Origin of the sequence: Streptomyces sp. NPDC005728, assembly GCF_040630895.1 — a bacterium.
Classification (GTDB): Bacteria; Actinomycetota; Actinomycetes; order Streptomycetales; family Streptomycetaceae; genus Streptomyces.
The window spans coordinates 32,795-56,873 of the sequence record NZ_JBEXYL010000063.1 but is presented as its reverse complement, the minus strand read 5'-3'; the positions used below and the strand labels follow the sequence as shown (position 1 = coordinate 56,873).

Here is a 24,079-nt window from a genome sequence, read left to right as displayed (position 1 = left end):
CACGATGTGGGAGCTGGCCGAACGCGCCTGGAGCCGGGCCGAGATGCGGCACGACCGGACGATGGAGGCGATCCGCATCTCCCAGGCGCGGGCCGAGCTGGGGGAGTTCGGGGCGGCCGAGGCCGAGGGGGCGAGCGGCACCAGGACGGCCCGCAGGGGCGCCGGCCCCGCCGCGACCCCGGGCGTCGCCGGCCCGGCGGGCGTCGCGCCGACGATCCCGCCCCAGCCGACGGCGTCCGACGCCGACGTGCGTGACGGCACGGACCGCGCTGCGGCCTCCGGGGCCAACTCCTGGGGGCTGGCGGGCTATCAGGGCCCATCGCAGGCGAGCGCCCGGACCGGTGCCGGTGCGCGGCCGTCGCCCCCGCCGGAGGGTCCGGGCCGGACCCCGGGCGCGCCGGACCCGTACGACGGGCACCCGCAGGCGCCCCGGCCCGCCGGCGGCACCTCCGGCAAGCGGCCCGGGGGCAGGCGGCGGACCACGATGTTCCTCGCGGGCCTCGTCGGAGTACTCGTCGTCGCGGCAGCCGCCTTCTTCATCACCCACCGGGGCGGCGGCAAGAACGAGGGCGCCGCCGAGCCGCCTTCCCCGACCCTCAGCACCGACGCCGGCCTGCCCGCCGGGGTCAAGTGCAGCGGCTCCGCCTGCACCGGCAAGGACGCGGAGGCCATGGGCTGCAGCGGCGACCTGGTCACCACCGCCAAGACCGCCACCGTCGGCACCGCCACCCTGGAGGTCCGCTACAGCAGGACCTGCGGCACGGCCTGGGGACGGATCACCGGCGCCGCGCAGGGGGACCAGGTCCAGGTCTCCGTCGGCAAGGTGCGTCAGACGGGTGACATCACCGCCGCCGGGGACACCATCGCCTACACGCCGATGATCGCCGTGAAGGACGCGGCCGAGGCCAAGGCCTGCGCGACCCTCGCCGGCGGGCAGAAGGGGTGCACGAAGTAGGGGATCCGGGGACAGCGGCGAACCAATTCGGGTGGAATTCCGGGGAGGGACGCATGGGCCGCCGGATCCTGGGCACGCGAACGGTACCCCCACGGGAGTCCGGTAAGCCGGTACCCCCCATCGGCGGCCGCCTTCGTCTCCCTCTCCCGGACAGGCGGCCGCCGTCTCCTCGACCCCCGGTCCGACTTGTGGGGTGAGCCACAGGGCCCCGGACGTCTCGCATGCCGGATGCGCGATAGCCTGACCGCTGGATTCTCTTGACGCCAAGAGATCGATCATCCGCCGGGGCAGTGACGCCCCACCGCCAGCTGTCATACGGAGAACGCCATGACCCGCACTCCCGTGAACGTCACCGTCACCGGCGCGGCCGGCCAGATCGGTTACGCCCTCCTCTTCCGCATCGCCTCCGGCCAGCTGCTCGGCGCGGACGTGCCGGTCAAGCTGCGCCTCCTGGAGATCACGCCCGCGCTGAAGGCCGCCGAGGGCACGGCCATGGAACTGGACGACTGCGCGTTCCCGCTCCTGCAGGGCATCGACATCTCGGACGACCCGAACGTCGCCTTCGACGGCGCCAACGTAGCCCTCCTCGTGGGCGCCCGCCCGCGCACCAAGGGCATGGAGCGCGGCGACCTGCTCGAGGCCAACGGTGGCATCTTCAAGCCGCAGGGCAAGGCCATCAACGACCACGCCGCAGACGACATCAAGGTCCTCGTCGTCGGCAACCCGGCCAACACCAACGCGCTCATCGCGCAGGCCGCCGCCCCGGACGTCCCGGCCGAGCGCTTCACCGCGATGACCCGCCTCGACCACAACCGCGCGCTGACCCAGCTCGCGAAGAAGACGGGCTCGACGGTCGCCGACATCAAGCGCCTGACCATCTGGGGCAACCACTCCGCCACCCAGTACCCCGACATCTTCCACGCCACGGTCGCCGGCAAGAACGCCGCCGAGGTCGTGAACGACGAGAAGTGGCTGGCCGAGGACTTCATCCCGACCGTCGCCAAGCGCGGTGCCGCGATCATCGAGGCCCGTGGCGCGTCCTCCGCCGCCTCCGCCGCCAACGCCGCCATCGACCACGTGTACACCTGGGTCAACGGCACCGCCGAGGGCGACTGGGCCTCCATGGGCATCCCGTCGGACGGCTCCTACGGCGTCCCGGAGGGCCTGATCTCCTCGTTCCCGGTCACCACCAAGGACGGCAAGTACGAGATCGTCCAGGGCCTGGACATCAACGAGTTCTCCCGCGCCCGCATCGACGCCTCCGTCAAGGAGCTGGCGGAGGAGCGCGAGGCGGTCCGCTCCCTGGGCCTCATCTGAGGTTGCCTCAGGCGGTTTCGCCGCGAGCCTGCGCGGGCCCTGTTCCGGTTTCGTCCGGAGCGGGGCCCGCGCCCGTTTTCCCCACGACCGTCAACGCCGGTCAGGAACGGGGCAGTGCGGGTTCCCGGTCCTTGCGGGCTGCCGTGGCCGTGCGGGTGGTGGTCCGGCTGCCGTAGCCCGTGATCACCAGGGCCGTCGCCGCCAGTACCACCACGGCGACCGTGCGCAGGGCCGGACCCATGCCGTGGGTGAGGCCGGTGTGGGCGGACAGGACGGTTCCGGTGACCGCCACGCCCAGGGCCGCGCCGGTCTCGCGGGCGGTGGTACCGAGGCCGGAGCCGAGGCCCGCCTGGTGGGGCGGGAGCGAGCTGACCACGCCGAGGGTCAGGGCGGGCATGGACAGCCCGGTACCGGCCGAGATGACCAGCAGCCAGCAGGCGTACGCCCAGTAGGACGTGCCCGCGCCGGAGGCGGACACGCCGAGCAGGCCCAGGCCGATCAGGGCGAGTCCGGTGCCGATGACCGCGCGGGGGTGTCCCGCCCAACGGGTGGCCAGCCTCTGGGAGAGGGCCATGCCCACGGGCAGCGGCATGATCGCGATGCCCGTGAGGGCGGCTCCGAAGCCCTTCACCTCCTGCAGGTACTGCGAGTTGACGAAGAAGAGGGCGAACAGGCCGAAGAAGCCGGTGGCCGTGCCGAGGGACGCGGCGCGCAGCCGGGCCGAGGCGAAGACGCGCGGGTCGAAGAGGGGCCGCGGCGAGCGCAGGGCGTGGACGGTGAAGAGCGCGACCAGCAGACCGCCCGCCGCGAACGAGCCCAGGATGCGCGCCGAGCTCCAGCCGTACGCCGGTCCCTCGATGATGCCGAAGAGGACCGCGACCAGGCCCGCCGTGAGCAGGAGGGTGCCGAGCGGGTCGAGGTTGCTGGGCTCGGAGCGGTCGGTGCGCGGGGTGGTGACGGCCACCGCGAGGCCGAGGAGCAGGGCCAGCGGGATCATCGCCGCGAACAGGGCCCGCCAGGTCAGGTACTGGCCGACCAGGCCGCCGCCCAGGTTGCCCACCGCGCCGCCCAGGCCGATGGACAGGGTCCAGGCGGCCATGGTCCGGGCGCGGTGTTCCGGGGCGGACAGGTGAATCATGATCGACATCGTGGCGGGGGTGATGAGGGCGGCCCCGGCGCCGGACAGTCCTCGTCCCGCGATGAGTACCGCGGGGTCGGGGGCGAACGCGCTGGTCGCGGCCCCGGCGGCGAACAGGGCGAGCCCGGTGAGCAGGGCGCCCTTGCGTCCGTACCGGTCGCCGAGCGCGCCGGCCGGTATGAGAAGTGCGGCGAAGGCGATGACGTAGGCGTCGACCGTCCACAGGATCTCGGTGTGCGAGGGGTGCAGGGCGGACGAAGTCAGCTGCGGGATCAGGAGGTTGATGGCGGCGACCATGCTCTGGGCGACCATGACGCAGGCACACAGCGCGAGCAGGGTGGGGCGTTTCAGGGCGTGCGCGGGCACGGCTCCTCCCGGGAGCTAGGCGGGTGGTGTGGGATGCCCTCTCACCGTAGGCTCGCCCGTGACCTGCACTCCAGTGCAACCTTTGCAAGGGACGATTGCACATGACGCAATCCACGGGGCTGGACCTGAACCTGCTCGTCGCGCTGGACGTTCTGCTGGAGGAGCAGAGCGTCCAGGGTGCCGCCCGCCGGCTGCATCTGTCCGAACCGGCGATGAGCCGCACCCTCGGCCGGATCCGCAAGGCGCTCGGCGATCCGGTCCTCGTCCGGGCCGGGCGCCGGATGGTGCCGACGCCGCACGCAGTCGCCGTACGGGCCGAGGTGAGCGCGGTCGTGGAGCGGGCCCGCGCACTGTTCCAGCCCGGTCGGGACGCCGACCTCGGGACGGTGGAACGCACCTTCACGATCCTCGGTCACGACACGGTCGCCGCGTCCCACGGCCCGGCCCTCTTCGCACGCGCAGCCCGGGAAGCGCCCGGCATCCGCATCCGCTTCCTGACCGAGAGCCACGTGGACGCGCCGTTCCTGCGGGAGGGGACCGCCGACCTGGAAGTGGGGGTGATCGACACGGTCGCGCCCGAGGTGCACGTGGAGGCGCTCGCCGAGGACCGGATGGTCGGTGTCGTCCGTGCCGGGCACCCCCTGCTGGAGGGGGAGATGACACCCGGGCGCTTCGCCACGGCGGCCGGTCACATCACCGTCTCGCGGCGGGGGAGGCTGTACGGTCCCGTGGACGGCGCGCTCGCCGAACTAGGCCTGAAGCGACGGGTGGTGGGCAGCGTGGGGACCTTCCCCGCCTCCCTCTTCGTCATCCGCGACACCGATCTGGTGGGGATGATCGGCAGCATGGCCGAGCCGTTGGTGTCGGCACTCGGCCTCGCGACGTTCCCCGTGCCGGTGCCCCTGCCGCCGCTGCGGCTCGGGCTGGCCTGGCATCCGCGCCACGACGCCGACCCCGCACACGCGTGGCTGCGCGGGTGCGTTCGGGAACTGGTGGAGGAGTGCGCGCCGAGGCCCCGTCCACGACCTGCTCAGGTGCTTTCCAGATCCTCCAGCTTGGACACGTCCACCGACTCGTCCGCGGAGGGGGTGGCGGACGGCACGGGCTCGCCGTAGTCCGAGAGCTTCACCGTCAGGTCGGTGTCGTCGCCCTTCTGGGTGCCCTCGACCAGCAGGTGCGGCGAGTCCGTCGTGACGTACACGGTGAACGGCTCACCGTCCTCCTTGCCGTACAGCGGGATCACCGGGATGCCGTCGACGGTGGTCTCGGCGCCTTTCGTCAGCGGCTCCTCGACGGACGCGTCGGTCAGGTCCTTCTGGAGGGCGGTCAGGTCGCACACGTCCTTCCAGTCCTTGAGGTCCTTGTCGTGCGTGGTGCCGTGGATGTACCGGTTCTTGAAGAGCTCGGCGGCCGCGGTGCCCTCGCTGCCCGGAAGTTCGGCCTTCCAGTACGCGGTGTCGGCCTTCATCCACACCTCGTCCCCCTGTTTGACGATCTGGACGCGGCCGCCGTCCGCACCCATCCACACGGTGCCGACGCAGTTGCCGTCCCGGTCCAGGGACAGGTCCATCGACTCCGCTTCCCCCTTCTTCGCGGCCGCGGCCCGGTCCGTCCACGCCATGTGGAGCGACTGCGTGTGCACCAAGTGGTCCTGCGCCTCCCGGGCGAGTGCGCCGGCGCTCGGATCGCCGCTGTCGTCCGCCGTGGCCGCCGTCGCCGGGGCGGGGGAGAGGAACAGGGTCACGCCTGCCGCCGCACTGATCAGTGGTAGTCCGGCCATCGCAGGTCGTACGGCCATCGCGGTACCTCCGTGATCACCCCAAGCACCCCTCTCCAGACTACTTTTGTCCCTTTTAGGCCGCATTTTCAGTGACGCGGCGCACTTTCGGCCACCGATTGCGCATGCGATGGAAGGGGCGGGGCAGGCGGTCACGGTCCCTGACTGTGACACGACTGTGACACACGGGCACTGAACAGGAACGGAAGGCAATACCGATCATGGCGGACAGAACGGAACGACCGGCCCAGGCGACCATCCATGCGGGGGGCGAGTGGCTGGAAGCGATCTCCGGCGCGACGCGCGAGATCCTCGACCCCGCGGACGCCCGGCCGTTCGCCGTGGTCGCGGAGGGCGACGAGAAGGACGCGGAGCGCGCGGTGGCCGCCGCACGGCAGGCCTTCGACCAGGGCCCCTGGCCCGGCATCCCCGTCGCCGAGCGCGCCGCCCTGCTGCGCCGCGTCGCCGACCTCCTCCTGCGCGACCGCGAGGGACTCGGTCTGCTGGAGAGCCGGGACGCGGGCAAGACCGCCGAGGAGGGCCGCGTCGACATCGACTGCGTCGCCGACGCCTTCCGCTACTTCGCCGACCTGGTCGCCGCCGAGGCGCCCGGCCGGGTGGTCGACGCGGGCTCCCCCGACATCCACAGCGTCGTCGTCCACGAGCCGGTCGGCGTCTGCGCGCTGATCACGCCCTGGAACTACCCGCTGCTCCAGGCCAGTTGGAAGATCGCCCCGGCCCTCGCCGCCGGCAACACCTTCGTGCTCAAGCCCAGCGAGATCACCCCGCTGACGACCATCGCGCTGATCGAGCTGCTGGCCGAGGCCGGCCTGCCCGCCGGCGTCGCCAACCTGGTCACCGGCCCCGGCCACACCGTCGGCGCCCGCCTCGCCGAACACCCCGGCGTCGACCTGGTCTCCTTCACCGGCGGCCTGGCCAGCGGCACCAAGGTCGCCCAGGCGGCCGCCCCGACCGTCAAGAAGGTCGCCCTCGAACTCGGCGGCAAGAACCCCAACGTGGTCTTCGCCGACGCCTGCGCCACCGAGGAGGGCTTCGACACCGCCGTCGACCAGGCCCTCAACGCGGCCTTCATCCACAGCGGACAGGTCTGCTCGGCCGGCGCCCGCCTCATCGTCGAGGAGTCCGTCCGGGACCGCTTCGTCACCGAACTCGCCCGCCGCGCCCAGAAGATCAGGCTCGGCCGTGGCACCGAGGACGGCGTCGAGTGCGGCCCGCTCGTCTCCGAGCAGCAGCGCGCCAAGGTCGAGACGTACGTCGCCTCCGCGCTGTCCGAGGGCGCGGTGCTGCGCAGCGGCGGCAAGCGGCCCTCGCCCGCGCCGGAGCGGCCCGAGTCCGGCTACTTCTACGAGCCGACCGTCCTCGACCACTGCCACCGCGAGATGAAGGTCGTACGCGAGGAGGTGTTCGGCCCGGTCCTCACCGTCGAGACGTTCCGCACGGAGGAGGAGGCGGTGTTCCTCGCCAACGACACCGAGTACGGGCTCGCCGGCGCCGTCTGGACCGCCGACGCGGGCCGGGCCCGACGGGTCGCCGGGCGGCTGCGCCACGGCACCGTCTGGATCAACGACTTCCACCCTTACCTGCCGCAGGCGGAGTGGGGCGGCTTCGGCAGGAGCGGCACCGGCCGAGAGCTGGGCCCGGCCGGGCTCGCCGAATACCGCGAGACCAAGCACGTGTACCAGAACCTCGCGCCGAAGCCGGTGCGCTGGTTCGCCGGCTGACGCCCCTCCCCTTCGAGTCCCCTTCGAGTCCCCTTCGAGCTTCCGGAGTAAGCACCACCATGTCCGACACCCCCCAGCTGTACGACTACGTCGTCATCGGCGGCGGCACCGCGGGCTCCGTCATCGCCTCCCGACTGACCGAGAACCCGGACGTCACTGTCGCCGTCATCGAGGGCGGCCCGAGCGACGTCGGCCGCGACGACGTCCTGACCCTGCGCCGCTGGATGGGCCTGCTCGGCGGCGACCTCGACTACGACTACCCGACGACCGAACAGCCCCGCGGCAACTCCCACATCCGGCACAGCCGCGCCCGCGTCCTCGGCGGCTGCTCCTCCCACAACACCCTCATCTCCTTCAAGCCGCTCCCGTCCGACTGGGACGAGTGGGAGGCGGCCGGCGCCAAGGGCTGGGGTGCCGTCCCGATGGAGGCCTACTTCGCCCGCCTCCTCAACAACATCGTCTCCGTGGACGAGAAGGACCGGAACGCCATCGCCCGCGACTTCGTGGACGCCGCGCAGTCGGCGCTCGGCGTCCCCCGCGTCGAGGGCTTCAACCGCAAGCCGTTCACCGAGGGCGTCGGCTTCTTCGACCTCGCCTACCACCCCGAGAACAACAAGCGCTCCTCCGCCTCGGTGGCCTACCTCCACCCGGTGATGGACGAGCGACCCAACCTCCACCTCTTCCTGGAGACCTGGGCGCACCGGCTGGAGCTGAACGGCACCCGCGCCGAGGGCGTGCACGTGCGCACCAAGGACGGCGAGGACCTGCTGATACGGGCCCGCAACGAGGTCGTCCTGTGCGCGGGCGCCGTCGACACGCCCCGTCTGCTGCTGCACTCGGGCATCGGCCCCCGCGAGGACCTGGAGGCGCTCGGCATCCCCGCCGTGCACGACCTGCCGGGCGTCGGCGAGAACCTGCTCGACCACCCCGAGTCGGTGATCGTCTGGGAGACCCACGGGCCGATCCCCGAGAACTCCGCGATGGACTCCGACGCGGGCCTGTTCGTGCGCCGCGACCCCGAACACGCGGGCCCGGACCTGATGTTCCACTTCTACCAGATCCCGTTCACGGACAACCCCGAGCGCCTCGGCTACGAGCGGCCGGAGTTCGGCGTCTCCATGACTCCGAACATCCCCAAGCCGAAGAGCCGTGGCCGTCTGTACCTGACGAGCGCCGACCCGTCCGTGAAGCCCGCCCTCGACTTCCGGTACTTCACCGACGAGGACGACTACGACGCCCGGACCCTGGTCGACGGCATCCGCATCGCCCGCGAGATCGCCCGGGCCGAGCCGCTTGCGGGCTGGCTCAAGCGCGAGGTGGCCCCCGGCCCCGGCATCACGGGCGACGAGGAGCTGAGCGAGTACGCCCGCAAGGTCGCCCACACCGTGTACCACCCGGCCGGCACCTGCCGGATGGGCGCCGCCGACGACGAACTCGCCGTGGTGGACCCCGATCTGAGGATCCGGGGCCTCGACGGCATCCGCATCGCTGACGCCTCCGTCTTCCCGACCATGCCCGCCGTCAACCCGATGATCGGGGTGCTGATGGTCGGGGAGAAAGCCGTGGACCTGATGGGAGGTGGTGCGTGATGAGTACGGCACCCCAGACGCCCGTGTTCTCCGTCGACGGCCTGTGGAAGGTCTTCGGCCCGAAGGCCGACCGCATCCCCGCGGACCCCGAGCTGGCCGGCCTCGCGCCCGCCGAACTGCGCTCCCGCACCGGCTGCACGGCCGCCGTCCGGGACGTCTCCTTCGACGTCCGCAAGGGCGAGGTCTTCGTGGTCATGGGCCTGTCCGGCTCCGGCAAGTCCACCCTCGTCCGCTGCCTGACCCGGCTGATCGAGCCGACCGCCGGCACGATCGCCATCGACGGCGAGGACGTCCGCGCCATGGACAGGGCCCGCCTGCGCGAACTGCGCCGGCACCGCGCCGCCATGGTCTTCCAGCACTTCGGCCTGCTCCCGCACCGCACGGTCCTGGACAACGTGGCCTACGGCCTGGAGATCCAGGGCGTCGGCAGGTCCGAACGGCGCGAGCGGGCCGCCGAGTTCGTCACCAAGGTCGGTCTGGAGGGCATGGAGAAGCGCCGGCCCGGCCAGCTCTCCGGCGGCCAGCGCCAGCGCGTCGGACTCGCCCGCGCGCTCGCCGTCGACCCCGAGGTCCTCCTCTTCGACGAGCCGTTCAGCGCCCTCGACCCGCTGATCCGGCGCGACATGCAGGACGAGGTGGCCCGCCTGCACCGCGAGGAGGGCCGCACGATGGTCTTCATCACCCACGACCTCAGTGAGGCGCTGAAACTCGGCGACCGCATCGCCCTGATGCGCGACGGCAGCGTGGTCCAGCTCGGCACCCCGGAGGAGATCGTCGCCTCCCCGGCCGACGACTACGTCCGCGAGTTCGTCCGTGACGTCCCGCGCGAGCAGGTCATCACCTGCCGCACGGCCATGCGCCCCGCGATCCCGCAGGAGACGACCACCGGCCCGGCCGTCCGCCCGGACGCCCCGGTCGCGGAGGCGATCGAGGCGGTGGCCCGCGCGGGTGCTCCGGCCCGCGTGATGGACGGCGGGAAGTGCGTGGGAGTGGTCGGCCACGAGCAGCTGCTGGGCGTGGTGGCCGGCACGAACGCCGCCCTGGCCACCGGTACGGGGGCCGTCTGATGGCCACGCTCACCGTTCCCACCTCCCGTACGGCCCTCCCCGGCTTCCTGAAGAACCGTGCCGCGGCCAAGCTCCTCCTGCTCGCGCTCGCCGCCGCGGTCCTCGTCCCGCTGCTCGACAGCCGCTGGGGCAGTGGCGCCTGGCCGCACACGCTGACCGTCGACCTCTCCAAGCCGCTCGCCACCGCCAGCGACTGGGTCATCGACAACCGCGACAGCCACCCCCTGTTCCTGTACGGCTTCGGCTACGTCAGCAACGCCGTCGTCCTCTCCGTACGCGCCGTCTACCTCACCCTGCTCGCCGCGGGCTGGGCGGGCGTCACGGCGTTCGGCGCACTCGTGGCCTGGCGCCTCGGCGGCGTCCGCCTGGCCGCCGGCACCGCCGTCGCCTTCCTGGCCTGCGGAGCACTCGGCATGTGGGTGCCCACCATGCAGACCCTCGCGCTCATGGTGGTCGCCGTCCTCGCCTCCGTGGCCGTAGGCATCGTGCTCGGCCTCGCCGCCGGCCTCTCCGACCGCCTGGACCGCGCCCTGCGCCCGGTCCTGGACACGATGCAGGTGCTCCCGGCGTTCGCGTACCTCCTCCCCGTCGTCCTGGTCTTCGGCATCGGCGTCCCCGCGGCCGTCCTCGCCACCGTCGTCTACGCCGCCCCGCCGATGGCCCGCCTCACCGCGCTCGGCCTGCGCGGCGCCGACCCCGAAGTCCTGGAGGCCGTGGAGTCGCTGGGCTCCACCGCCCGTCAGCGGCTGCTGACCGCCCGCATCCCGCTGGCCCGCAAGGAACTCCTGCTCGGCCTCAACCAGACGATCATGATGGCGCTGTCCATGGCCGTCATCGCCTCCGTCATCGGCGCCGGCGGCCTCGGCGACCGCGTCTACCAGGCCCTCGCCTCCGTCGACGTGGGCGCGGCCCTCGCGGCCGGTATCCCGATCGTGCTGCTGGCCGTCGTCCTGGACCGCGTCACCGGAGCGGCCGGGGACGGCACCCACGCGAGCGAGCGCCCCCGGACCATCGGCTGGCCCTACGCCCTCGCGGTCACCGTGACCGTCGCCCTGGCCGCCCGCCTCCTCGGCCGCCTCGACTGGCCCTCCGGCTGGACCCTGCACATCGCCGAACCGGTCAACCGCGCCGTCGACTGGATGACCGCCCATCTCTACTCCGGCGTCCCGGTCGTCGGCGGCACCGCCGACTGGGCGGGCCACTTCACCACCTGGGTCCTGGACCCCGTACGCGGCGGCCTCCAGGGGCTGCCCTGGTGGTCGGTGCTGCTCCTCGTCGCCGCCCTGGCCTGGCTGATCGGCACCTGGCGCACCGCCCTGACCGCCGTCCTCGCCATGGCGGCGATCGGTGTGCTCGGGGTGTGGGATCCGTCCCTCGACACGCTCTCGCAGGTGCTCGCCGCCGTCGCCGTCACCCTCGTCCTCGGCTTCGCGACCGGCATCGCCGCCGCCCGCAGCGACCGCGTCGAACGGGCCCTGCGCCCGGTCCTGGACGTCTTCCAGACCATGCCGCAGTTCGTGTACCTGATCCCGGTCGTCGCCCTGTTCGGCGTCGGCCGCGCACCCGCCGTCGCAGCCGCGGTCGTCTACGCCCTCCCGGCCGTCGTCCGGATCACCGCGCAGGGCCTGCGCCAGGTCGACCCGGCCGCGCTGGAGTCGGCGCGCTCGCTCGGCGCGACCGGCCGCCAGCAGCTGTGGCAGATCCAGCTCCCGCTCGCCCGGCGGTCGTTGCTGCTCGCCCTCAACCAGGGCGTGGTCCTCGTCCTCGCCGTCGTCATCATCGGCGGCCTGGTCGGCGGCGGTGCCCTCGGCTACGACGTCGCCTTCGGCCTCGCCCAGGGCGACCTGGCGACCGGCCTGGTTGCCGGCGCCGCCATCGTCTGCCTGGGGCTGATGCTCGACCGGGTGACGCAGCCGACGGAGCGCCGCGCGAGGAAGGGAGCCTGACATGCGGATGCGTACGACCTTCACGGTGGCCGCCGGTGTGTCCGCGCTGGCGCTGCTGACCGGCTGCGGTGCAGCCGACATGACCAAGCAGGCCTCGCCGTTCGCGAACGCCCAGGGTTCGAAGACGGTCACCCTGTCCGTGCAGTCCTGGGTGGGCGCCCAGTCCAACGTGGCCGTCGCCCAGTACCTGCTCGAACACGAGCTGGGCTACCGCGTCGACACCGTCCAGGTGGACGAGGTGCCCGCGTGGGACGCGCTCAGCCAGGGCCGGGTCGACGCGATCCTGGAGGACTGGGGCCACCCCGACCAGGAGAAGCGGTACGTCACCGACAAGAAGACGATCGCCCGTGCCGGCGACCTCGGGGTGACCGGGCACATCGGCTGGTTCGTCCCGACGTACCTGGTCAAGCAGCACCCGGACATCACCGACTGGAAGAACCTGAACAAGTACGCCCCGCTCTTCCGCACCGCGGAGAGCGGCGGCAAGGGCCAGCTGATGGACGGCTCCCCGTCCTACGTCACCAACGACAAGGCCCTGGTGAACAACCTGAAGCTGGACTACCAGGTCGTCTTCGCCGGTTCCGAGGCGGCCCAGATCACCCAGATGAAGCAGTTCGCCAAGGACAAGAAGCCGTTCCTGACGTACTGGTACGCGCCGCAGTGGCTGTTCAAGAAGGTCCCCATGACGGAGGTGAAACTGCCGCCGTACAAGGAGGGCTGCGACGCGGACGCGGCCGAGGTCGCCTGCGCCTACCCGCACACCCCGCTGCAGAAGTACCTCAACGCCGACTTCGCGCAGTCCGGCGGCAAGGCCTCGGCCTTCCTGAAGAAGTTCAAGTGGACGACCGAGGACCAGAACGAGGTCTCCCTGATGATCGCCGACCAGAAGCTCTCGCCCGAGCAGGCGGCGAAGAAGTGGGTGGACGGCCACCACTCCGTGTGGAGGCAGTGGCTGTCCTGAACACCCTCAGGCGGAAAGGCTGTCGGCGATCTCCCGCAGCGCGGCAGCGGCCCGCCGCTGGAGCCCCGGCCCGAACGTGACGCGGGTGGCCCCGAGTTCGCCGAGTGCGGCGGGCGAGGGGCCCTCGCCGTCCAGCCGGGCCACCATGTTGATCGGGCCCTGGATCCCGGACCGCAGCAGGGGCAGTACGTCCGCCGGCGCGAGGATCGGATACACGCAGTCGGCGCCCGCCGCCACGTACAGCGCGGCCCGCTCGATGGCCCGTTCGGGATCACCGTCGCCGTGCAGGAACACGTCGATGCGGGCGTTGACGAACAGCCGGTCGGCGGCGGCCGAACGGACCTCGGCGAGGAACTCGGCGTGCGCGTGCGGGTCCTTGAGGACACCCCCGTCGGAGTCCTCAAGGTTGCACCCCACGGCACCCGCCTCCAGCAGCCGTTCCACCAGCTCCTTCGGAGCGAGCCCGTACCCGCCCTCGACATCCGCCGACACCGGCACGTCCACCGCCCGCACGATCCGGGCCACCGCCGCGAACATCTCGTCGGCCGGGGTCGCCCCGTCCGCGTACCCGAGGGAGGCGGCGACGCCCGCGCTGGGCGTGGCCAGCGCGGGGAACCCGGCCTCCACGCACACCCGGGCGCTCGCCGCGTCCCAGGGGCCGGGGAGGACGAGCGGGTCACCGTGAGGGCGCTTGAGATGCAGCGCGCGGAACACCTCCGCCTTGCTCACCGGTGCTGCCCCGGCCGGTAGTGCCCCGGGGTCATCCGGGTGGTCACGCCGAACCGGTTCCACGCGTTGATCACCGTGATCGCGGCGATCAGCTGGGCCAGCTCGGCCTCCTCGAAGTGCCGGGCGGCCCGCTCGTACACCTCGTCCGGCACGAAGCCGTCGGTCAGGACGGTGACCGCCTCGGTCAGCTCGATCGCCGCCAGCTCCTTCTCCGTGTAGAAGTGCCGCGACTCCTCCCACGCGCCGAGCTGCACGATCCGCTCCACGCTCTCGCCGGCCGCGAGCGCGTCCTTGGTGTGCATGTCGAGGCAGAACGCGCAGTGGTTGAGCTGCGAGGCGCGGATCTTCACCAGCTCGTACAGCGTGGGGTCCAGGCCCTGCTTGGCGGCCGAGTCCAGGCGGACCATCGCCTTGTAGACCTCGGGCGCGTGCTTGGCCCACTCCATCCGCGGGGCGTGTTCTGCGGCGTACTCGACGGTTTCCTGTGCAGTGGTCATGCTTCGACCCTAGGAGCGAGGAAGCCCAGGAGTATGGTCCATTTCCATGGCGAATTCATGGGCCACTCTGGGCGTCGACCTGCACCTGGAACCGGCCGGCTCCAGTGGGCTGCGCCGCGGTCTGACCGACGCGCTGCGGGACGCGGTCCGCACCGGCCGCCTTACCCCCGGCACCCGGCTGCCCTCCTCCCGCAGCCTCGCCGCCGACCTGGGCATCGCCCGCAACACCGTCGCCGAGGCCTACGCCGACCTGGTCGCCGAGGGCTGGCTCACGGCCCGCCAGGGCTCCGGCACCCGGGTCGCGGAGCGTGCGGTGGTCCCCTCCTCCGGCGCCGCACCCCGACGCCGCGAACCCGGCCCGCCCGCCTACAGCCTCATCCCCGGCACCCCCGACCTCGCCTCCTTCCCGCGCACCGAGTGGCTCAAGGCCGCCCGCCGTGCCCTGGCCACGGCCCCCTTCGACGCCCTCGGCTACGGCGATCCGCACGGCCGCCCCGAACTGCGCACCGCCCTCGCCGGCTACCTGGCCCGCGCCCGCGGCGTCCGCACCGACCCCGACACGATCGTGATCACCGCGGGCTTCTCGCACGCCCTGCGCATCCTCGGGACCCTGCTGCGGGCGCGCGGGGTGAGGGCGGTTGCGGTGGAGTCGTACGGGCTCGACGTCCACTGGGGGCTACTGAGGAACGCGGGCCTCGCGACCCCCGCGCTGCCGTACGACCGACTCGGCACCGACCCAGGCCCGTTGAGCGACGAGGGTGCCGTCCTCCTCACCCCCGCCCACCAGTTCCCGATGGGTACCCCCCTGCACCCCGACCGGCGGACCGCCGTCGTGGAGTGGGCGCGGCGGACCGGCGGACTGGTCCTGGAGGACGACTACGACGGCGAGTTCCGCTACGACCGCCAGCCCGTCGGCGCCCTCCAGGGACTCGACCCCGACCGGGTCGTCTACCTCGGCACCGCCAGCAAGTCCCTCGCCCCCGGCCTGCGCCTGGGCTGGATGGTGCTGCCCCCGTCCCTGCTGGAGGAGGCGATCGCCGCCAAGGGCCACATCGACACCTGCGGCGTACTGGACCAGCTCACCCTGGCCGAGTTCCTGGTGTCCGGCGCGTACGACCGTCACGTCCGCTCCTCCCGCCTGCGCTACCGGCGCCGCCGTGACGCTCTCGCCGCCGCCGTCGCCGACCGCGCACCCGAGGTCACGGTCACCGGGATCGCGGCCGGTCTGCACGCCGTGCTGCGGCTGCCGCCCGGCACCGAGCAGTCGGTGATCCAGGCCGCCACCTGGCAGGGGCTGGCCCTGCACGGCCTTGCCTTCCACCGGCATCCGGAGGCGGTCGCCGAGCCGCTGGACGCGCTGGTGGTGGGGTACGGGACGCCGCCGGACAGTGCTTGGGCGGGGGCGTTGGAGGCGTTGTGCCGGGTGTTGCCGTGAGGGCAGCTTCGGCTAAGCGGAGGCTGTGGGGGAGGGAGGCAAGGGGTCGACCACGAACGACCCCCGGGCACGCACGGTTACTACCAGCCCCCTGTCCCGAAGGATGTCGAGAGCGCGGCGGACGGTACCCGGACCGACTTTGTATTCGTGCGTCATCGTCAGTTCGCCCGGCAGCCGGGTGCCGGGCGGGTACTCGCCGGAACGGATCTTCCGCTCGATGATCGCGGCCAACTGTTCATACACGTACTGCGGCGAGTCGGGGCTGATCTTGTCCACGTTTTGACCGTAGAGCGCCACCCTCCACTACGCATTACCTAGCACTACTACCAACCACTACCTATCACTACCGTAATCTGAGTAGGGTGCGGGGGAACAAAGACGCCCCGGCGGGAAGGGTGAGAGCTTCCGTGCCGGGGCTGAGCCGACTGAGTAGGAGTCGACCTATGCGCAGCCTAGTGGCCGCGATCCTGAGCCTCTTCCTGCCTCCCCGCGGAGCGCACCGCGCCGACATGCCGCCGCCCCTCATCACCTGTCCGTCCGTTCCCGCGTTCCGACTCACCTCCGTGCGTCGGACGAGGCCGTACCCGACGGACGTGATCGCCGCCGACGGTCTGCCGTTGGTCCGGCCCTACGTCGTCGTCTGGGAACGCGAGCGTGACGAACAAGAACGGCGCTACTACGCCCCGTGGGAGGCCGTCGTATGAGCACGTCACCGCTCCGCAGCCTCGGCGTCGATCCCACCACCGGCAAGGAGGCGTTCGTGGTCGCGCGCCCTGGTGGTCTCCTCGAATCGCTGGCTGACGCGCATGCCCTGGAGACCGCCGCCGTCCTGGTGGCAGTCGTCGGCGCCGTACTGGAGGCGGGCGAGGCATCGGACGCCGAACTCGCCGCCCTCGTATCGCCGTTGCACGCGGCCCTCGACGAATGCGTCGGCATGATGGCGTCGGACAGCGAGGGGTGACGTAGAGGCATCCCGCTGTCAGGCATCCGATGATGCCGTGGGTGCCCGGGCTCGACCTGGGCACCTGCCGATCGGCTGTCACATCACGGCGGTCGAACGGCAGGCAACTGCTGCCTGCCGACCCGCGTTCTGTGGGCGTGTGACAGAGATCATCAGGAAGTGCGGGAACCCCAACCGGAATCCCCTGTTCACAACCTCCTCACAGCAGCTACCGTCCCCGTTCACTGATCGAATTCGGCCAGCGCATGCACAGTCATGTGCTGCTTCGGGCTGCCTTGATGCCGGTCGATGGGTCTTCGATTCTCTGTCCGCCGTGCAGGGCGGGCTCTTTGGTGTGGGGGTTTGGGGTGGGTGCTCGCCGAGCGCGTGCCGTCTCTGTCGGGCTCGCTGGCGCGCTGCTGACAGGACTGTTGTCGAGCGTGTCGTTCGTGACGTCGCCGTCGGCGGCGGCTGCGGATGCCGACACGACGCCGCTGGTGCCGTCGCAGTCGCTGGGGACGGTGCCGGCGCAGCAGCAGGAAGAGGTGGGCAAGCCGCTGCCGAAGCCGGTGTGGCCCGCTGCTGCTGAGGCGACGGTCGACCTGTCCCAGGCGGCTCCGGGCGATCCCGGCACGGTGACGCCGTCCCCGTCCGCGTCTGCGTCCGGGTCAAGTGGCGGAACGCAGGTCGGAGACGTCGTCGAGGTCGCACCCCTGGCGGAGCCGAAGCCGGATACCGCGCCCCAGCTGGCCCGGGTCCGGGCCGCGGGGGAGTCTCCGTCTGCCGAGCCCAGCCCGAGCAGCACTCCAGAGCCGGAGGCCACGCCGTCGTCGGCCGGCGAGCCGACCCTTGCCGCGTCGCCGTCCGAGACGGCGAGCGCGGACCCGTCACCGACCGCATCGCCCAGTGCAGACCCGGAGCCCTCGCCGGTATCGCCGGAGCAGGTGGATGTGCGGCTGCTGGACCGCCAGGAGGTGGCCCCGGTCAGCGGGGTGGGCCTCGGTCTGCAGGTGACCCGCAGCGACGGCGTTTCGGCGCCGGGGCAAGTGCAGGTGTCGATCGACTACTCGGGCTTCAAGTACGCCTACGGTGCTGACTTCGCCTCGCGCCTGGTGCTGGTGAAGATGCCCGCGTGCGCGTTGCAGACCCCGGGGGCCGAGGAGTGCGCCTCCCGCGACGTGGTTCCGGCAGAGAATGACACGGCGCAGGGGACGCTGACGGCGACGGTGGAGGCGGCGCCGGACACGCAGGGCCTGTCGACGCAGCTGGTGAGCGGCGGGGCAAGCGTGTACGCGCTGAGCAGCGGCTCGTCCTCGGACCAGGGCGACTTCCGGGCCTCGACGCTCTCCGCCAGCGGATCGTGGGAGGTGGCGACCGGCTCGGGGGCCTTCACCTACAACCTGCCGGTGCAGTTGCCGAGCCCCGCGATGGGGACAGCGCCAGGGCTTGCGCTGTCGTACAACTCGCAGTCGGTGGACGGCCGTACGTCGGCAACGAACAACCAGGCCTCCTGGGCCGGCATGGGGTGGGATCTCGGCGCAGGCTTCATCGAGCGCCGCTACCGCAACTGCACCCAGGACGGCCTCAAGACGATCGGCGACATGTGCTGGGACTCGCCGAACACGGCCAAGGAGCCGGACGGCGCGGTCTACGTCATCAGCCTCAACGGGGTGACGTCGACGCTGGTGCAGGACAACAACGGCACCGGCTCCTACCACCTTGAGGACGACCCGGGCTGGCGGGTGCAGCACCTGTGGGGCGGGCATGGTGCGGACGACGAGTACTGGGTGATCTCCACGCAGGACGGGCAGCGTTACTACTTCGGCTGGGGCCGTTCGGAGCGCACCCAGGCGGCGACCGCGTCGGTCTTCACCATGCCGGTGGTCGGCAACAACGCGGGCGAGCCGTGCCATGACCAGTTCCCCGAGCCGTGCACGCAGGCCTGGCGGTGGAACCTGGACCGGGTCGTGGACGCCAACGAGGTCGAATCCGCCTACTTCTACGACAAGGAGTACAACTACTACCGGTCGGTCGCCAATGGCGACAAGGCCCGCCAGTACACCTCGGCCGGCTACCTGAACGAGATCCAGTACGGCTGGGCCTCCCAGGTCCCCGGCTCCCTCCCGACCGGCAAGGTCGTGCTCACCCATGTCGGCCGGTGCGTGGAGCGGATGTCCGACACCGACCCGCTGCGCAGCGAGCCGGGCGCCTGCCCCTCGATCTCCTCCAGCCCCTCGTCGTACCCGGACGTGCCGGTCGACCTGATGTGCGACGGTACCTCGGGCGACTACTACTGCGCGGGCAAGACGTACTACCCCACGTTCTTCTCCAAGGACATGCTGTGGGACATCAAGACCTACGTGCTCAGCACCTCGGCTGACGACTGGGACCTGGTGCAGCAGTACCAGACCAAGCACGCCCTGCCCAACCCGGACGGGTCGATCGGCAAGACGCTGTGGCTGGACTACGTCCAGCGCAAGACATACGGCTCGGGCACCGACCTGGTCCTGCCGGTCATCAATTTCAACGGCGTCGACCTCGACAACAAGGTCGGCTCCACCGAGCTGAACTTCCGCCGCGTCAGCACGATCCACGGAGACCTGGGCGCCACCACCACCGTCACCTACGGCCAGCCCAACCCCTGCAGCGCCGACAACCTGCCCACCGAGTCCTCCAACACCCAGGACTGCTTCTGGCAGAAGTGGACCCCCGAGGGCGCCACCGACTCCAAGGCCGGCTGGTTCAAGAAGTTTCTGGTCACCAAGGTCACCACCGACCCCACGGTGACCACCAGCCAGGACGGCGCGCCGGAGATGACCACCAGCTACGACTACCAGGGAGGCGCCGGCTGGGGCTTCACCAACGACCCCCTCACGCCGGACGAGGACGAGTCCTGGTCGGACTGGCGCGGCTACCAGCGCGTGGAGGTCACCGGCGGCAGCGGCAGCGGTAAGCACTCCACCTTCTCCTGGCTCTATCGAGGCCTGGACGGCGACCGCACCTCCAAAACCGACCCCACCAAGACCCGCACGGTCACCGTCACCGACGGCGACAACACCTCCTACCCCGACTCCGCCTGGCTGCGCGGCAAGACCATCGAGACCTCGACGCGCGACGACGCGGCAGGTTCCCACGAACGGGTCTTCCACAGCTACTGGACCCACGACACAGCCCAGTACGAGGGCCTGCCCGACGCCCGCTTCGTCCGCGAGTCCCAGACCCGCACCATGGACAAGACCTCCACCGGCTGGCGCGAGCACATCGTCCAGAACGAATACGACGCCACGGTGGGCACCTCCGCCACCTACGGCCTGCCGCTGCGCGTCGACGACTGGGGCCAGACCGGCGTCTCCGACAACAGCTGCACCACATACGGCCGCGCCTACAACACCGACATGGACGGCAGCATCCAGCGCTGGACCGTGCTCATCGACGAAACCCTCCACTACGCGGCCGGCTGCGACGACCGCGCCTCCACCAACCAGGACGGCTACACCGTCACCCTCTACGACAACGCCACCACGGTGGACGGCAACAAGCCCTACGACGGCAACGCCACCGAGATCCGCACCCACACCCAGTCGGACAAATACCGGGCCGCCTACTACGGCTACGACAACGCCGGCCGTGTGATCTGGCACGAGGACGGCAAGCACCAGCGCACCAACATCTCCTTCAATCCCGCAGCCAACTGGCCCACCGACGGCATCACCACCACCAGCCCGCTAGCCGGCCTGGCTCCTCGGCTGTCTTCAACGATCTGGAAGTCCCGCTACTGGGGCCTGGTGTACAAGAGCCAGGACGCCAACGGCAACGTCACCTGGAGCACGCTGGACGCGGCCGGACGGGTCACCGAGGTGTGGAAGCCCACCGAGACCGGCGACTCACCCTCGGTCACGTACAGCTACAGCGTCCCCACCTCCACCCTTGGCGGGGTCCCCGATTCCGTGGACGGCTTCCCCCGGGTAGGCACCCACGTCCTGCAGTCCGGCACCACCTACCTGCACTCCTACGCCTACACCGACGCCCTGGGCCGCACCCGCGAGACACAGATCCCGCTCCCCTCTGATGAGCGCCAGGTCTCTGCGACCCGCTACGACGACGCGGGCAACGTCACCGGCACGTCCGCGGTCTTCCGCAGCCAGGGCACAGCCGGTTCCGGTGGACCGGTCAGCCCGAAGGTCGAAGACCTGCCCTCCTACACCGACCTGACCCTGGACTGGGCAGGCCGCACCACCCAGTCCAAGATCCTCATCGGCGACGGCAGCGGCTTCACCACCTCCCAGTACGGCGGGACCCGCACCGAGTACCACGACGACTACACCACCGCACTGCCCTCGAACAGCGGTGCCACCGACACGTACACCGACGTGTTCGGCCGCACGTCCAAGGTCGTCGAGCACAACGGCACCTCCACCTTCACCACCGCGTACGGCTACAACGCCAAGGGCCAGCTCGCGAAGATCACCGACTCGCGCGGCAACACCACCAAGTACGGCTACGACTGGGCCGGACAGCGCACGAGCGTCGACGACCCCGACTCCGGCCTCTCCAGAACCGAGTACGACGCCAACGGCCAGATCAGCAAGACCACCAGCAACATCCTCGACCTCGGTCACGAGATCCAGCTGACCTACAGCTACGACAACCTCGGCCGCAAGACCGCCGTCTCCGACGGCAGCACCGAACTCGCGTCCTGGACCTGGGACGGATCAATCGGCCTCAACCAAGTCCCCGGCGGGCTCGGACAGATCGTCGCCTCCACCAGCCGTGACGCCGACGGCAACCTCTACACCACCAAGGTCAACAGCTTCGACGGCCGGGGCCGCCCGCAGAGCACCACAACGACGATCCCCGCCGCGGTCAGCGCCCTGGCCGGCTCCTACACCACCGGCCTGCATTACGACGCCGCCGACCACGTCACCTCCATCGACTATCCGGCCGCCGGCGGACTACCGGCAGAGACCGTCACCACCGGCTACACCGCCTACGGGCACCCCCGCAGCCTCCAGTCCGGCCTGCAGACCTACATCCAGTCGACCGGCTATGACTCCTACGGCCGCCTCACAGGCCGCACCTACGGCCAACCTCCGGTCAACCCCGACACGGTCAACACGGAGCGCAGCTACACCTACGACGACGCCAACGGCACCCGCTGGCTCAAGAGCATCACCACGAGCGCCAGCATGGTGGGCTTCGGCTCCAGCTCCGGCTTCACCACCGAAGTCCAGAAGGACACCTACACCTACAACGCCGACGGCCAGATCACGTCAATCCGCGAAAGCGCCGCAAACCAGCCGACGCAGAACCAGTGCTTCGTGTTTGACGATCAGGCCCGGCTCACCAAGGCCTGGACGCGCGACGGCAGCTGCCTCTTGCCCTCGGGCATATCCGACTTCACCGGTCCCGATCCGTACGAGAGCTCGTACTCCTACGACCGCCTCGGCAACCTCCAGTCCGTCACCAGCCGGGGCTCCGACGGCAAGGCGACGACCCGGGACTACCTCTACCCCGGCTACGACGACAGCGGCACCTGGACCACCGCCAACGCCGCCCACCCCCACGGCGTCCGCAAGATCAACCACCTCCAGGACGGCACCACCACCGCCACCGAGAGCTTCAGCTACAACTTCGACGGCCAGATGACCCAGCACGTCGAACCCACCAAGACGTCCGACTACACCTGGACCAAACTCGGCCGGCTCGCCACCGCCAAGACCACCGACTCCAGCGGCAGCAAGCTCACCCGCTACACCTACGACGCCAACGGGACCCTCCTCGTCCGCGCCACCCCGCAGGAAACGGTCGCCTACCTCGGCGGCATGGAACTGCGCACCACCGACGGGACCTCAGCCACAGCCACCCGCTACTACACCAGCGGTTCCTCCACCGTGGCGATGCGCACCACCACGGACAACACCACGGCCGGCGGCACAGTCACCTACCTGATGGCCGACACCCAGGCCTCCACCCAACTCGCCGTCGACGCCACCACAGGCACCGCAACCCGCCGCCGCTACACCCCCTTCGGCGACCAACGCAGCGGCACCCTCCCCACCGGAACCGACCACGGCTTCCTCGGCAAAACAGAAGACACCAGCACCGGCCTGTCCCTGCTCGGCGCCCGCGCCTACGACCCCCACCTCGGCCGCTTCCTCAGCCCCGACCCACTCAGCACCCCCTACGACCCGCAGAACCTCTCCGCCTACAGCTACAGCGGCAACGACCCAATCAACTACTCCGACCCCACCGGGCTCATCACGTACGACAAGGTCGCCTACCCCGAGACCAGCGGCCAGTGCACCGGAGGCTGGAACGCATGCAACGGGTCAAATCCCGGACGGACCAAAACTGGCGGGACGGTAGCCGGATCAGGCGGCGGCAGCGGCAGCGGCAGCAGCGGCAGCAGCGGCAGCAGCGGCGGCAGCGGAGGACTCGGCGGCTGGCTGGGTGATCTCGCCCGCAGCGTGGGCGACGAGATAATCTCCATCGGCACAGCTGCTAAGCAGCAATTCGACACAGAAACGCAGTGCATCGGCCTCCACGCTGATGATTGCGTAAATGTGGTCGCCAATCTGATCGGTACCATCACGGGCCAGAGTGTGGGTAAGGGGCTGGTCTCGCGCGGAGCCGAGATATACGGCGACTACGCAAACGGCCGGAGCGCCCAGGGTACCGGGAAGGTGGTATTCGACCTGGTCATGCTGGTGGCGACGCGACGTGGATTCGTCGCGGGCGAGGCCGCCGACGGGATGAAGTTGAGGTCCCTCCTCGAACGGGGCTGCAGCTTTACCCCATCCACCCCGGTCCTCATGGCTCACGGCAAGACCAAACCCATCGGCAAACTCAAGACCGGGGACAAGGTCGAAGCCGCTGACCCCGCCGACGGCAAGCACAAGGGTCTCCGCAAGGTCACCGCCACGCACATCAACCACGACTACGACCTCGTCGACCTCCGGATTAAGCGTCCCGACGGAGGTGTCACCACCCTTCACACCACCGCGAAACACCCCTTCTGGGACGACACCCTCCACGCCTGGGTCCCCGCGGGTGAACTCCGCACCGGCCACAACCTCAACACCGCGAGCGATCACCACGTCCGCGTCGCCGCCGTCATCGCGCGCTCCGGCGATCGCGACATGTACAACCTCACCGTCGACGACCTCCACACGTACTATGTGCTGGCGGGCGAGACTCCCGTGCTCGTGCATAACTCCGGAGGCTGCCCTGATCTGGATGCGCTTTCGCAAAGTGGAATGCGTCCAGCTAAGGGGAAGACGACTCATGCAGGGCGTGAGTATCAGAAACATATGAACCGTGGCGATCTTCCTGTGGTTCCCGGCAAGGAGTTGAAGACTGCCGGACAGGATTTGTTGGACGACATTCTGACCAATCCGCAAACCGCTACGTCCGCTGTTAATTCCGGCAACTTCGCGGGCGGAACGCGATATATCATGCCGGACCCTGCTGGTGGACGCGGGATCGGTGCAACCTTCGACGCAAATGGACAGTTCCAATACTTCGGGCGGTACTAGGCATGTTGGTAATCGAGCCGTGGGATGCAAAGGCGCGCGGCGGCGCTAGCCTCGCGGACCTTCGGAGTGCGATCGCGGGGGCGTC

Annotated in this window: 17 protein-coding genes; 12 read left to right on the top strand and 5 right to left on the bottom strand. The window is 70.6% G+C overall.

Translation table 11 applies throughout. From position 1 onward, the window contains the following. Both ABZ471_RS32725 and ABZ471_RS32720 read left to right on the top strand, forming a co-directional pair. On the top strand, nucleotides 1-955 hold a 955-nt coding region (locus ABZ471_RS32725; protein WP_359071536.1), incomplete at its 5' end, for a DUF2690 domain-containing protein. A 327-nt stretch (nucleotides 956-1,282) separates the two neighbouring features. Continuing rightward, nucleotides 1,283-2,272 (top strand): malate dehydrogenase, encoded by a 990-nt coding sequence (locus tag ABZ471_RS32720; protein WP_359071534.1) that lies wholly within the window; start codon nucleotides 1,283-1,285, stop codon nucleotides 2,270-2,272. Between the two features lie 100 nt (nucleotides 2,273-2,372). Here the strand turns inward: ABZ471_RS32720 and ABZ471_RS32715 are convergent, their stop codons facing one another. Next, a complete protein-coding gene (locus ABZ471_RS32715) occupies nucleotides 2,373-3,776 on the bottom strand; it encodes an MFS transporter (RefSeq protein ID WP_359071532.1) in 1,404 nt (467 codons plus the stop codon). 101 nt (nucleotides 3,777-3,877) lie between these two features. On the opposite strand from ABZ471_RS32715, the gene ABZ471_RS32710 reads away from it, so the two are divergent. Beyond that, the gene (locus tag ABZ471_RS32710; protein WP_359071531.1) at nucleotides 3,878-4,891 is read left to right on the top strand and encodes a LysR family transcriptional regulator; all 1,014 of its coding nucleotides are present in this window, start codon (nucleotides 3,878-3,880) and stop codon (nucleotides 4,889-4,891) included. Here the strand turns inward: ABZ471_RS32710 and ABZ471_RS32705 are convergent. After that, nucleotides 4,807-5,574, bottom strand: coding sequence for a hypothetical protein (locus ABZ471_RS32705; protein WP_359071530.1), 768 nt, complete (start codon nucleotides 5,572-5,574; stop codon nucleotides 4,807-4,809). The two genes, ABZ471_RS32710 and ABZ471_RS32705, sit on opposite strands and share 85 nt — an antisense overlap. Before the next feature lie 200 nt (nucleotides 5,575-5,774). Between ABZ471_RS32705 and ABZ471_RS32700 the strand changes: the two genes are divergently transcribed. Genes ABZ471_RS32700 through ABZ471_RS32680 form a run of 5 tightly spaced genes read left to right on the top strand, consistent with a single transcriptional unit; the run spans nucleotide 5,775 to nucleotide 12,858 of the window. Further along, nucleotides 5,775-7,295 carry an aldehyde dehydrogenase family protein gene (locus ABZ471_RS32700; protein WP_359071528.1) on the top strand — a complete coding sequence of 507 codons (1,521 nt, stop codon included), beginning with the start codon at nucleotides 5,775-5,777 and terminating at the stop codon, nucleotides 7,293-7,295. Nucleotides 7,296-7,354: 59 nt separating this feature from the next. Then, complete coding sequence (locus ABZ471_RS32695; RefSeq protein WP_359071527.1) at nucleotides 7,355-8,884, top strand: GMC oxidoreductase; 1,530 nt, start codon at nucleotides 7,355-7,357, stop codon at nucleotides 8,882-8,884. Then, a complete protein-coding gene (locus ABZ471_RS32690; RefSeq protein WP_359071526.1) occupies nucleotides 8,884-9,951 on the top strand; it encodes a glycine betaine/L-proline ABC transporter ATP-binding protein in 1,068 nt (355 codons plus the stop codon). Before ABZ471_RS32695 ends, ABZ471_RS32690 begins: the two co-directional genes overlap by 1 nt. Continuing rightward, nucleotides 9,951-11,897, top strand: coding sequence for an ABC transporter permease subunit (locus ABZ471_RS32685; RefSeq protein WP_359071524.1), 1,947 nt, complete (start codon nucleotides 9,951-9,953; stop codon nucleotides 11,895-11,897). The genes ABZ471_RS32690 and ABZ471_RS32685 overlap by 1 nt, the downstream gene beginning before the upstream one ends. A 1-nt stretch (nucleotide 11,898) precedes the next feature. Next, complete coding sequence (locus ABZ471_RS32680) at nucleotides 11,899-12,858, top strand: ABC transporter substrate-binding protein (RefSeq protein ID WP_359071522.1); 960 nt, start codon at nucleotides 11,899-11,901, stop codon at nucleotides 12,856-12,858. Nucleotides 12,859-12,864: 6 nt separating this feature from the next. Here ABZ471_RS32680 and ABZ471_RS32675 read toward each other — a convergent pair whose 3' ends face one another. Next, nucleotides 12,865-13,587: an isocitrate lyase/phosphoenolpyruvate mutase family protein gene (locus ABZ471_RS32675; RefSeq protein ID WP_359071520.1), complete on the bottom strand. Its 723-nt coding sequence runs from the start codon at nucleotides 13,585-13,587 to the stop codon at nucleotides 12,865-12,867. Beyond that, nucleotides 13,584-14,084, bottom strand: a complete 501-nt coding sequence (locus ABZ471_RS32670; RefSeq protein ID WP_359071519.1) for a carboxymuconolactone decarboxylase family protein — start codon at nucleotides 14,082-14,084, stop codon at nucleotides 13,584-13,586. Before ABZ471_RS32670 ends, ABZ471_RS32675 begins: the two co-directional genes overlap by 4 nt. 46 nt (nucleotides 14,085-14,130) lie before the next feature. Here ABZ471_RS32670 and ABZ471_RS32665 point away from each other — a divergent pair, with 46 nt between their 5' ends. Next, the gene (locus tag ABZ471_RS32665) at nucleotides 14,131-15,519 is read left to right on the top strand and encodes a PLP-dependent aminotransferase family protein (RefSeq protein WP_359071518.1); all 1,389 of its coding nucleotides are present in this window, start codon (nucleotides 14,131-14,133) and stop codon (nucleotides 15,517-15,519) included. A gap of 12 nt (nucleotides 15,520-15,531) precedes the next feature. Here the strand turns inward: ABZ471_RS32665 and ABZ471_RS32660 are convergent, their stop codons facing one another. Next, the gene (locus ABZ471_RS32660) at nucleotides 15,532-15,795 is read right to left on the bottom strand and encodes a GntR family transcriptional regulator (RefSeq protein ID WP_359071517.1); all 264 of its coding nucleotides are present in this window, start codon (nucleotides 15,793-15,795) and stop codon (nucleotides 15,532-15,534) included. A 167-nt stretch (nucleotides 15,796-15,962) separates the two neighbouring features. On the opposite strand from ABZ471_RS32660, the gene ABZ471_RS32655 reads away from it, so the two are divergent. The 3 genes from ABZ471_RS32655 (at nucleotide 15,963) to ABZ471_RS32645 (ending at nucleotide 23,994) form a co-directional block, all read left to right on the top strand. Then, nucleotides 15,963-16,223 carry a hypothetical protein gene (locus ABZ471_RS32655; protein ID WP_359071515.1) on the top strand — a complete coding sequence of 87 codons (261 nt, stop codon included), beginning with the start codon at nucleotides 15,963-15,965 and terminating at the stop codon, nucleotides 16,221-16,223. Then, a complete protein-coding gene (locus ABZ471_RS32650) occupies nucleotides 16,220-16,480 on the top strand; it encodes a hypothetical protein (protein ID WP_359071514.1) in 261 nt (86 codons plus the stop codon). The genes ABZ471_RS32655 and ABZ471_RS32650 overlap by 4 nt, the downstream gene beginning before the upstream one ends. 419 nt (nucleotides 16,481-16,899) lie before the next feature. After that, nucleotides 16,900-23,994, top strand: a complete 7,095-nt coding sequence (locus ABZ471_RS32645; protein WP_359071512.1) for an RHS repeat-associated core domain-containing protein — start codon at nucleotides 16,900-16,902, stop codon at nucleotides 23,992-23,994. The last annotated feature ends 85 nt before the right edge of the window (nucleotides 23,995-24,079 follow it).

Coding starts and splice junctions, on each gene's coding strand:
- ABZ471_RS32685 (WP_359071524.1), top strand. CDS start 9,951: ATGGCCACGCTCACCGTTCCCACCTCCCGTACGGCCCTCCCCGGCTTC.
- ABZ471_RS32670 (WP_359071519.1), bottom strand. CDS start 14,084: ATGACCACTGCACAGGAAACCGTCGAGTACGCCGCAGAACACGCCCCG.
- ABZ471_RS32650 (WP_359071514.1), top strand. CDS start 16,220: ATGAGCACGTCACCGCTCCGCAGCCTCGGCGTCGATCCCACCACCGGC.
- ABZ471_RS32665 (WP_359071518.1), top strand. CDS start 14,131: ATGGCGAATTCATGGGCCACTCTGGGCGTCGACCTGCACCTGGAACCG.
- ABZ471_RS32705 (WP_359071530.1), bottom strand. CDS start 5,574: ATGGCCGTACGACCTGCGATGGCCGGACTACCACTGATCAGTGCGGCG.
- ABZ471_RS32680 (WP_359071522.1), top strand. CDS start 11,899: ATGCGGATGCGTACGACCTTCACGGTGGCCGCCGGTGTGTCCGCGCTG.
- ABZ471_RS32655 (WP_359071515.1), top strand. CDS start 15,963: ATGCGCAGCCTAGTGGCCGCGATCCTGAGCCTCTTCCTGCCTCCCCGC.
- ABZ471_RS32695 (WP_359071527.1), top strand. CDS start 7,355: ATGTCCGACACCCCCCAGCTGTACGACTACGTCGTCATCGGCGGCGGC.
- ABZ471_RS32690 (WP_359071526.1), top strand. CDS start 8,884: ATGAGTACGGCACCCCAGACGCCCGTGTTCTCCGTCGACGGCCTGTGG.
- ABZ471_RS32720 (WP_359071534.1), top strand. CDS start 1,283: ATGACCCGCACTCCCGTGAACGTCACCGTCACCGGCGCGGCCGGCCAG.
- ABZ471_RS32710 (WP_359071531.1), top strand. CDS start 3,878: ATGACGCAATCCACGGGGCTGGACCTGAACCTGCTCGTCGCGCTGGAC.
- ABZ471_RS32700 (WP_359071528.1), top strand. CDS start 5,775: ATGGCGGACAGAACGGAACGACCGGCCCAGGCGACCATCCATGCGGGG.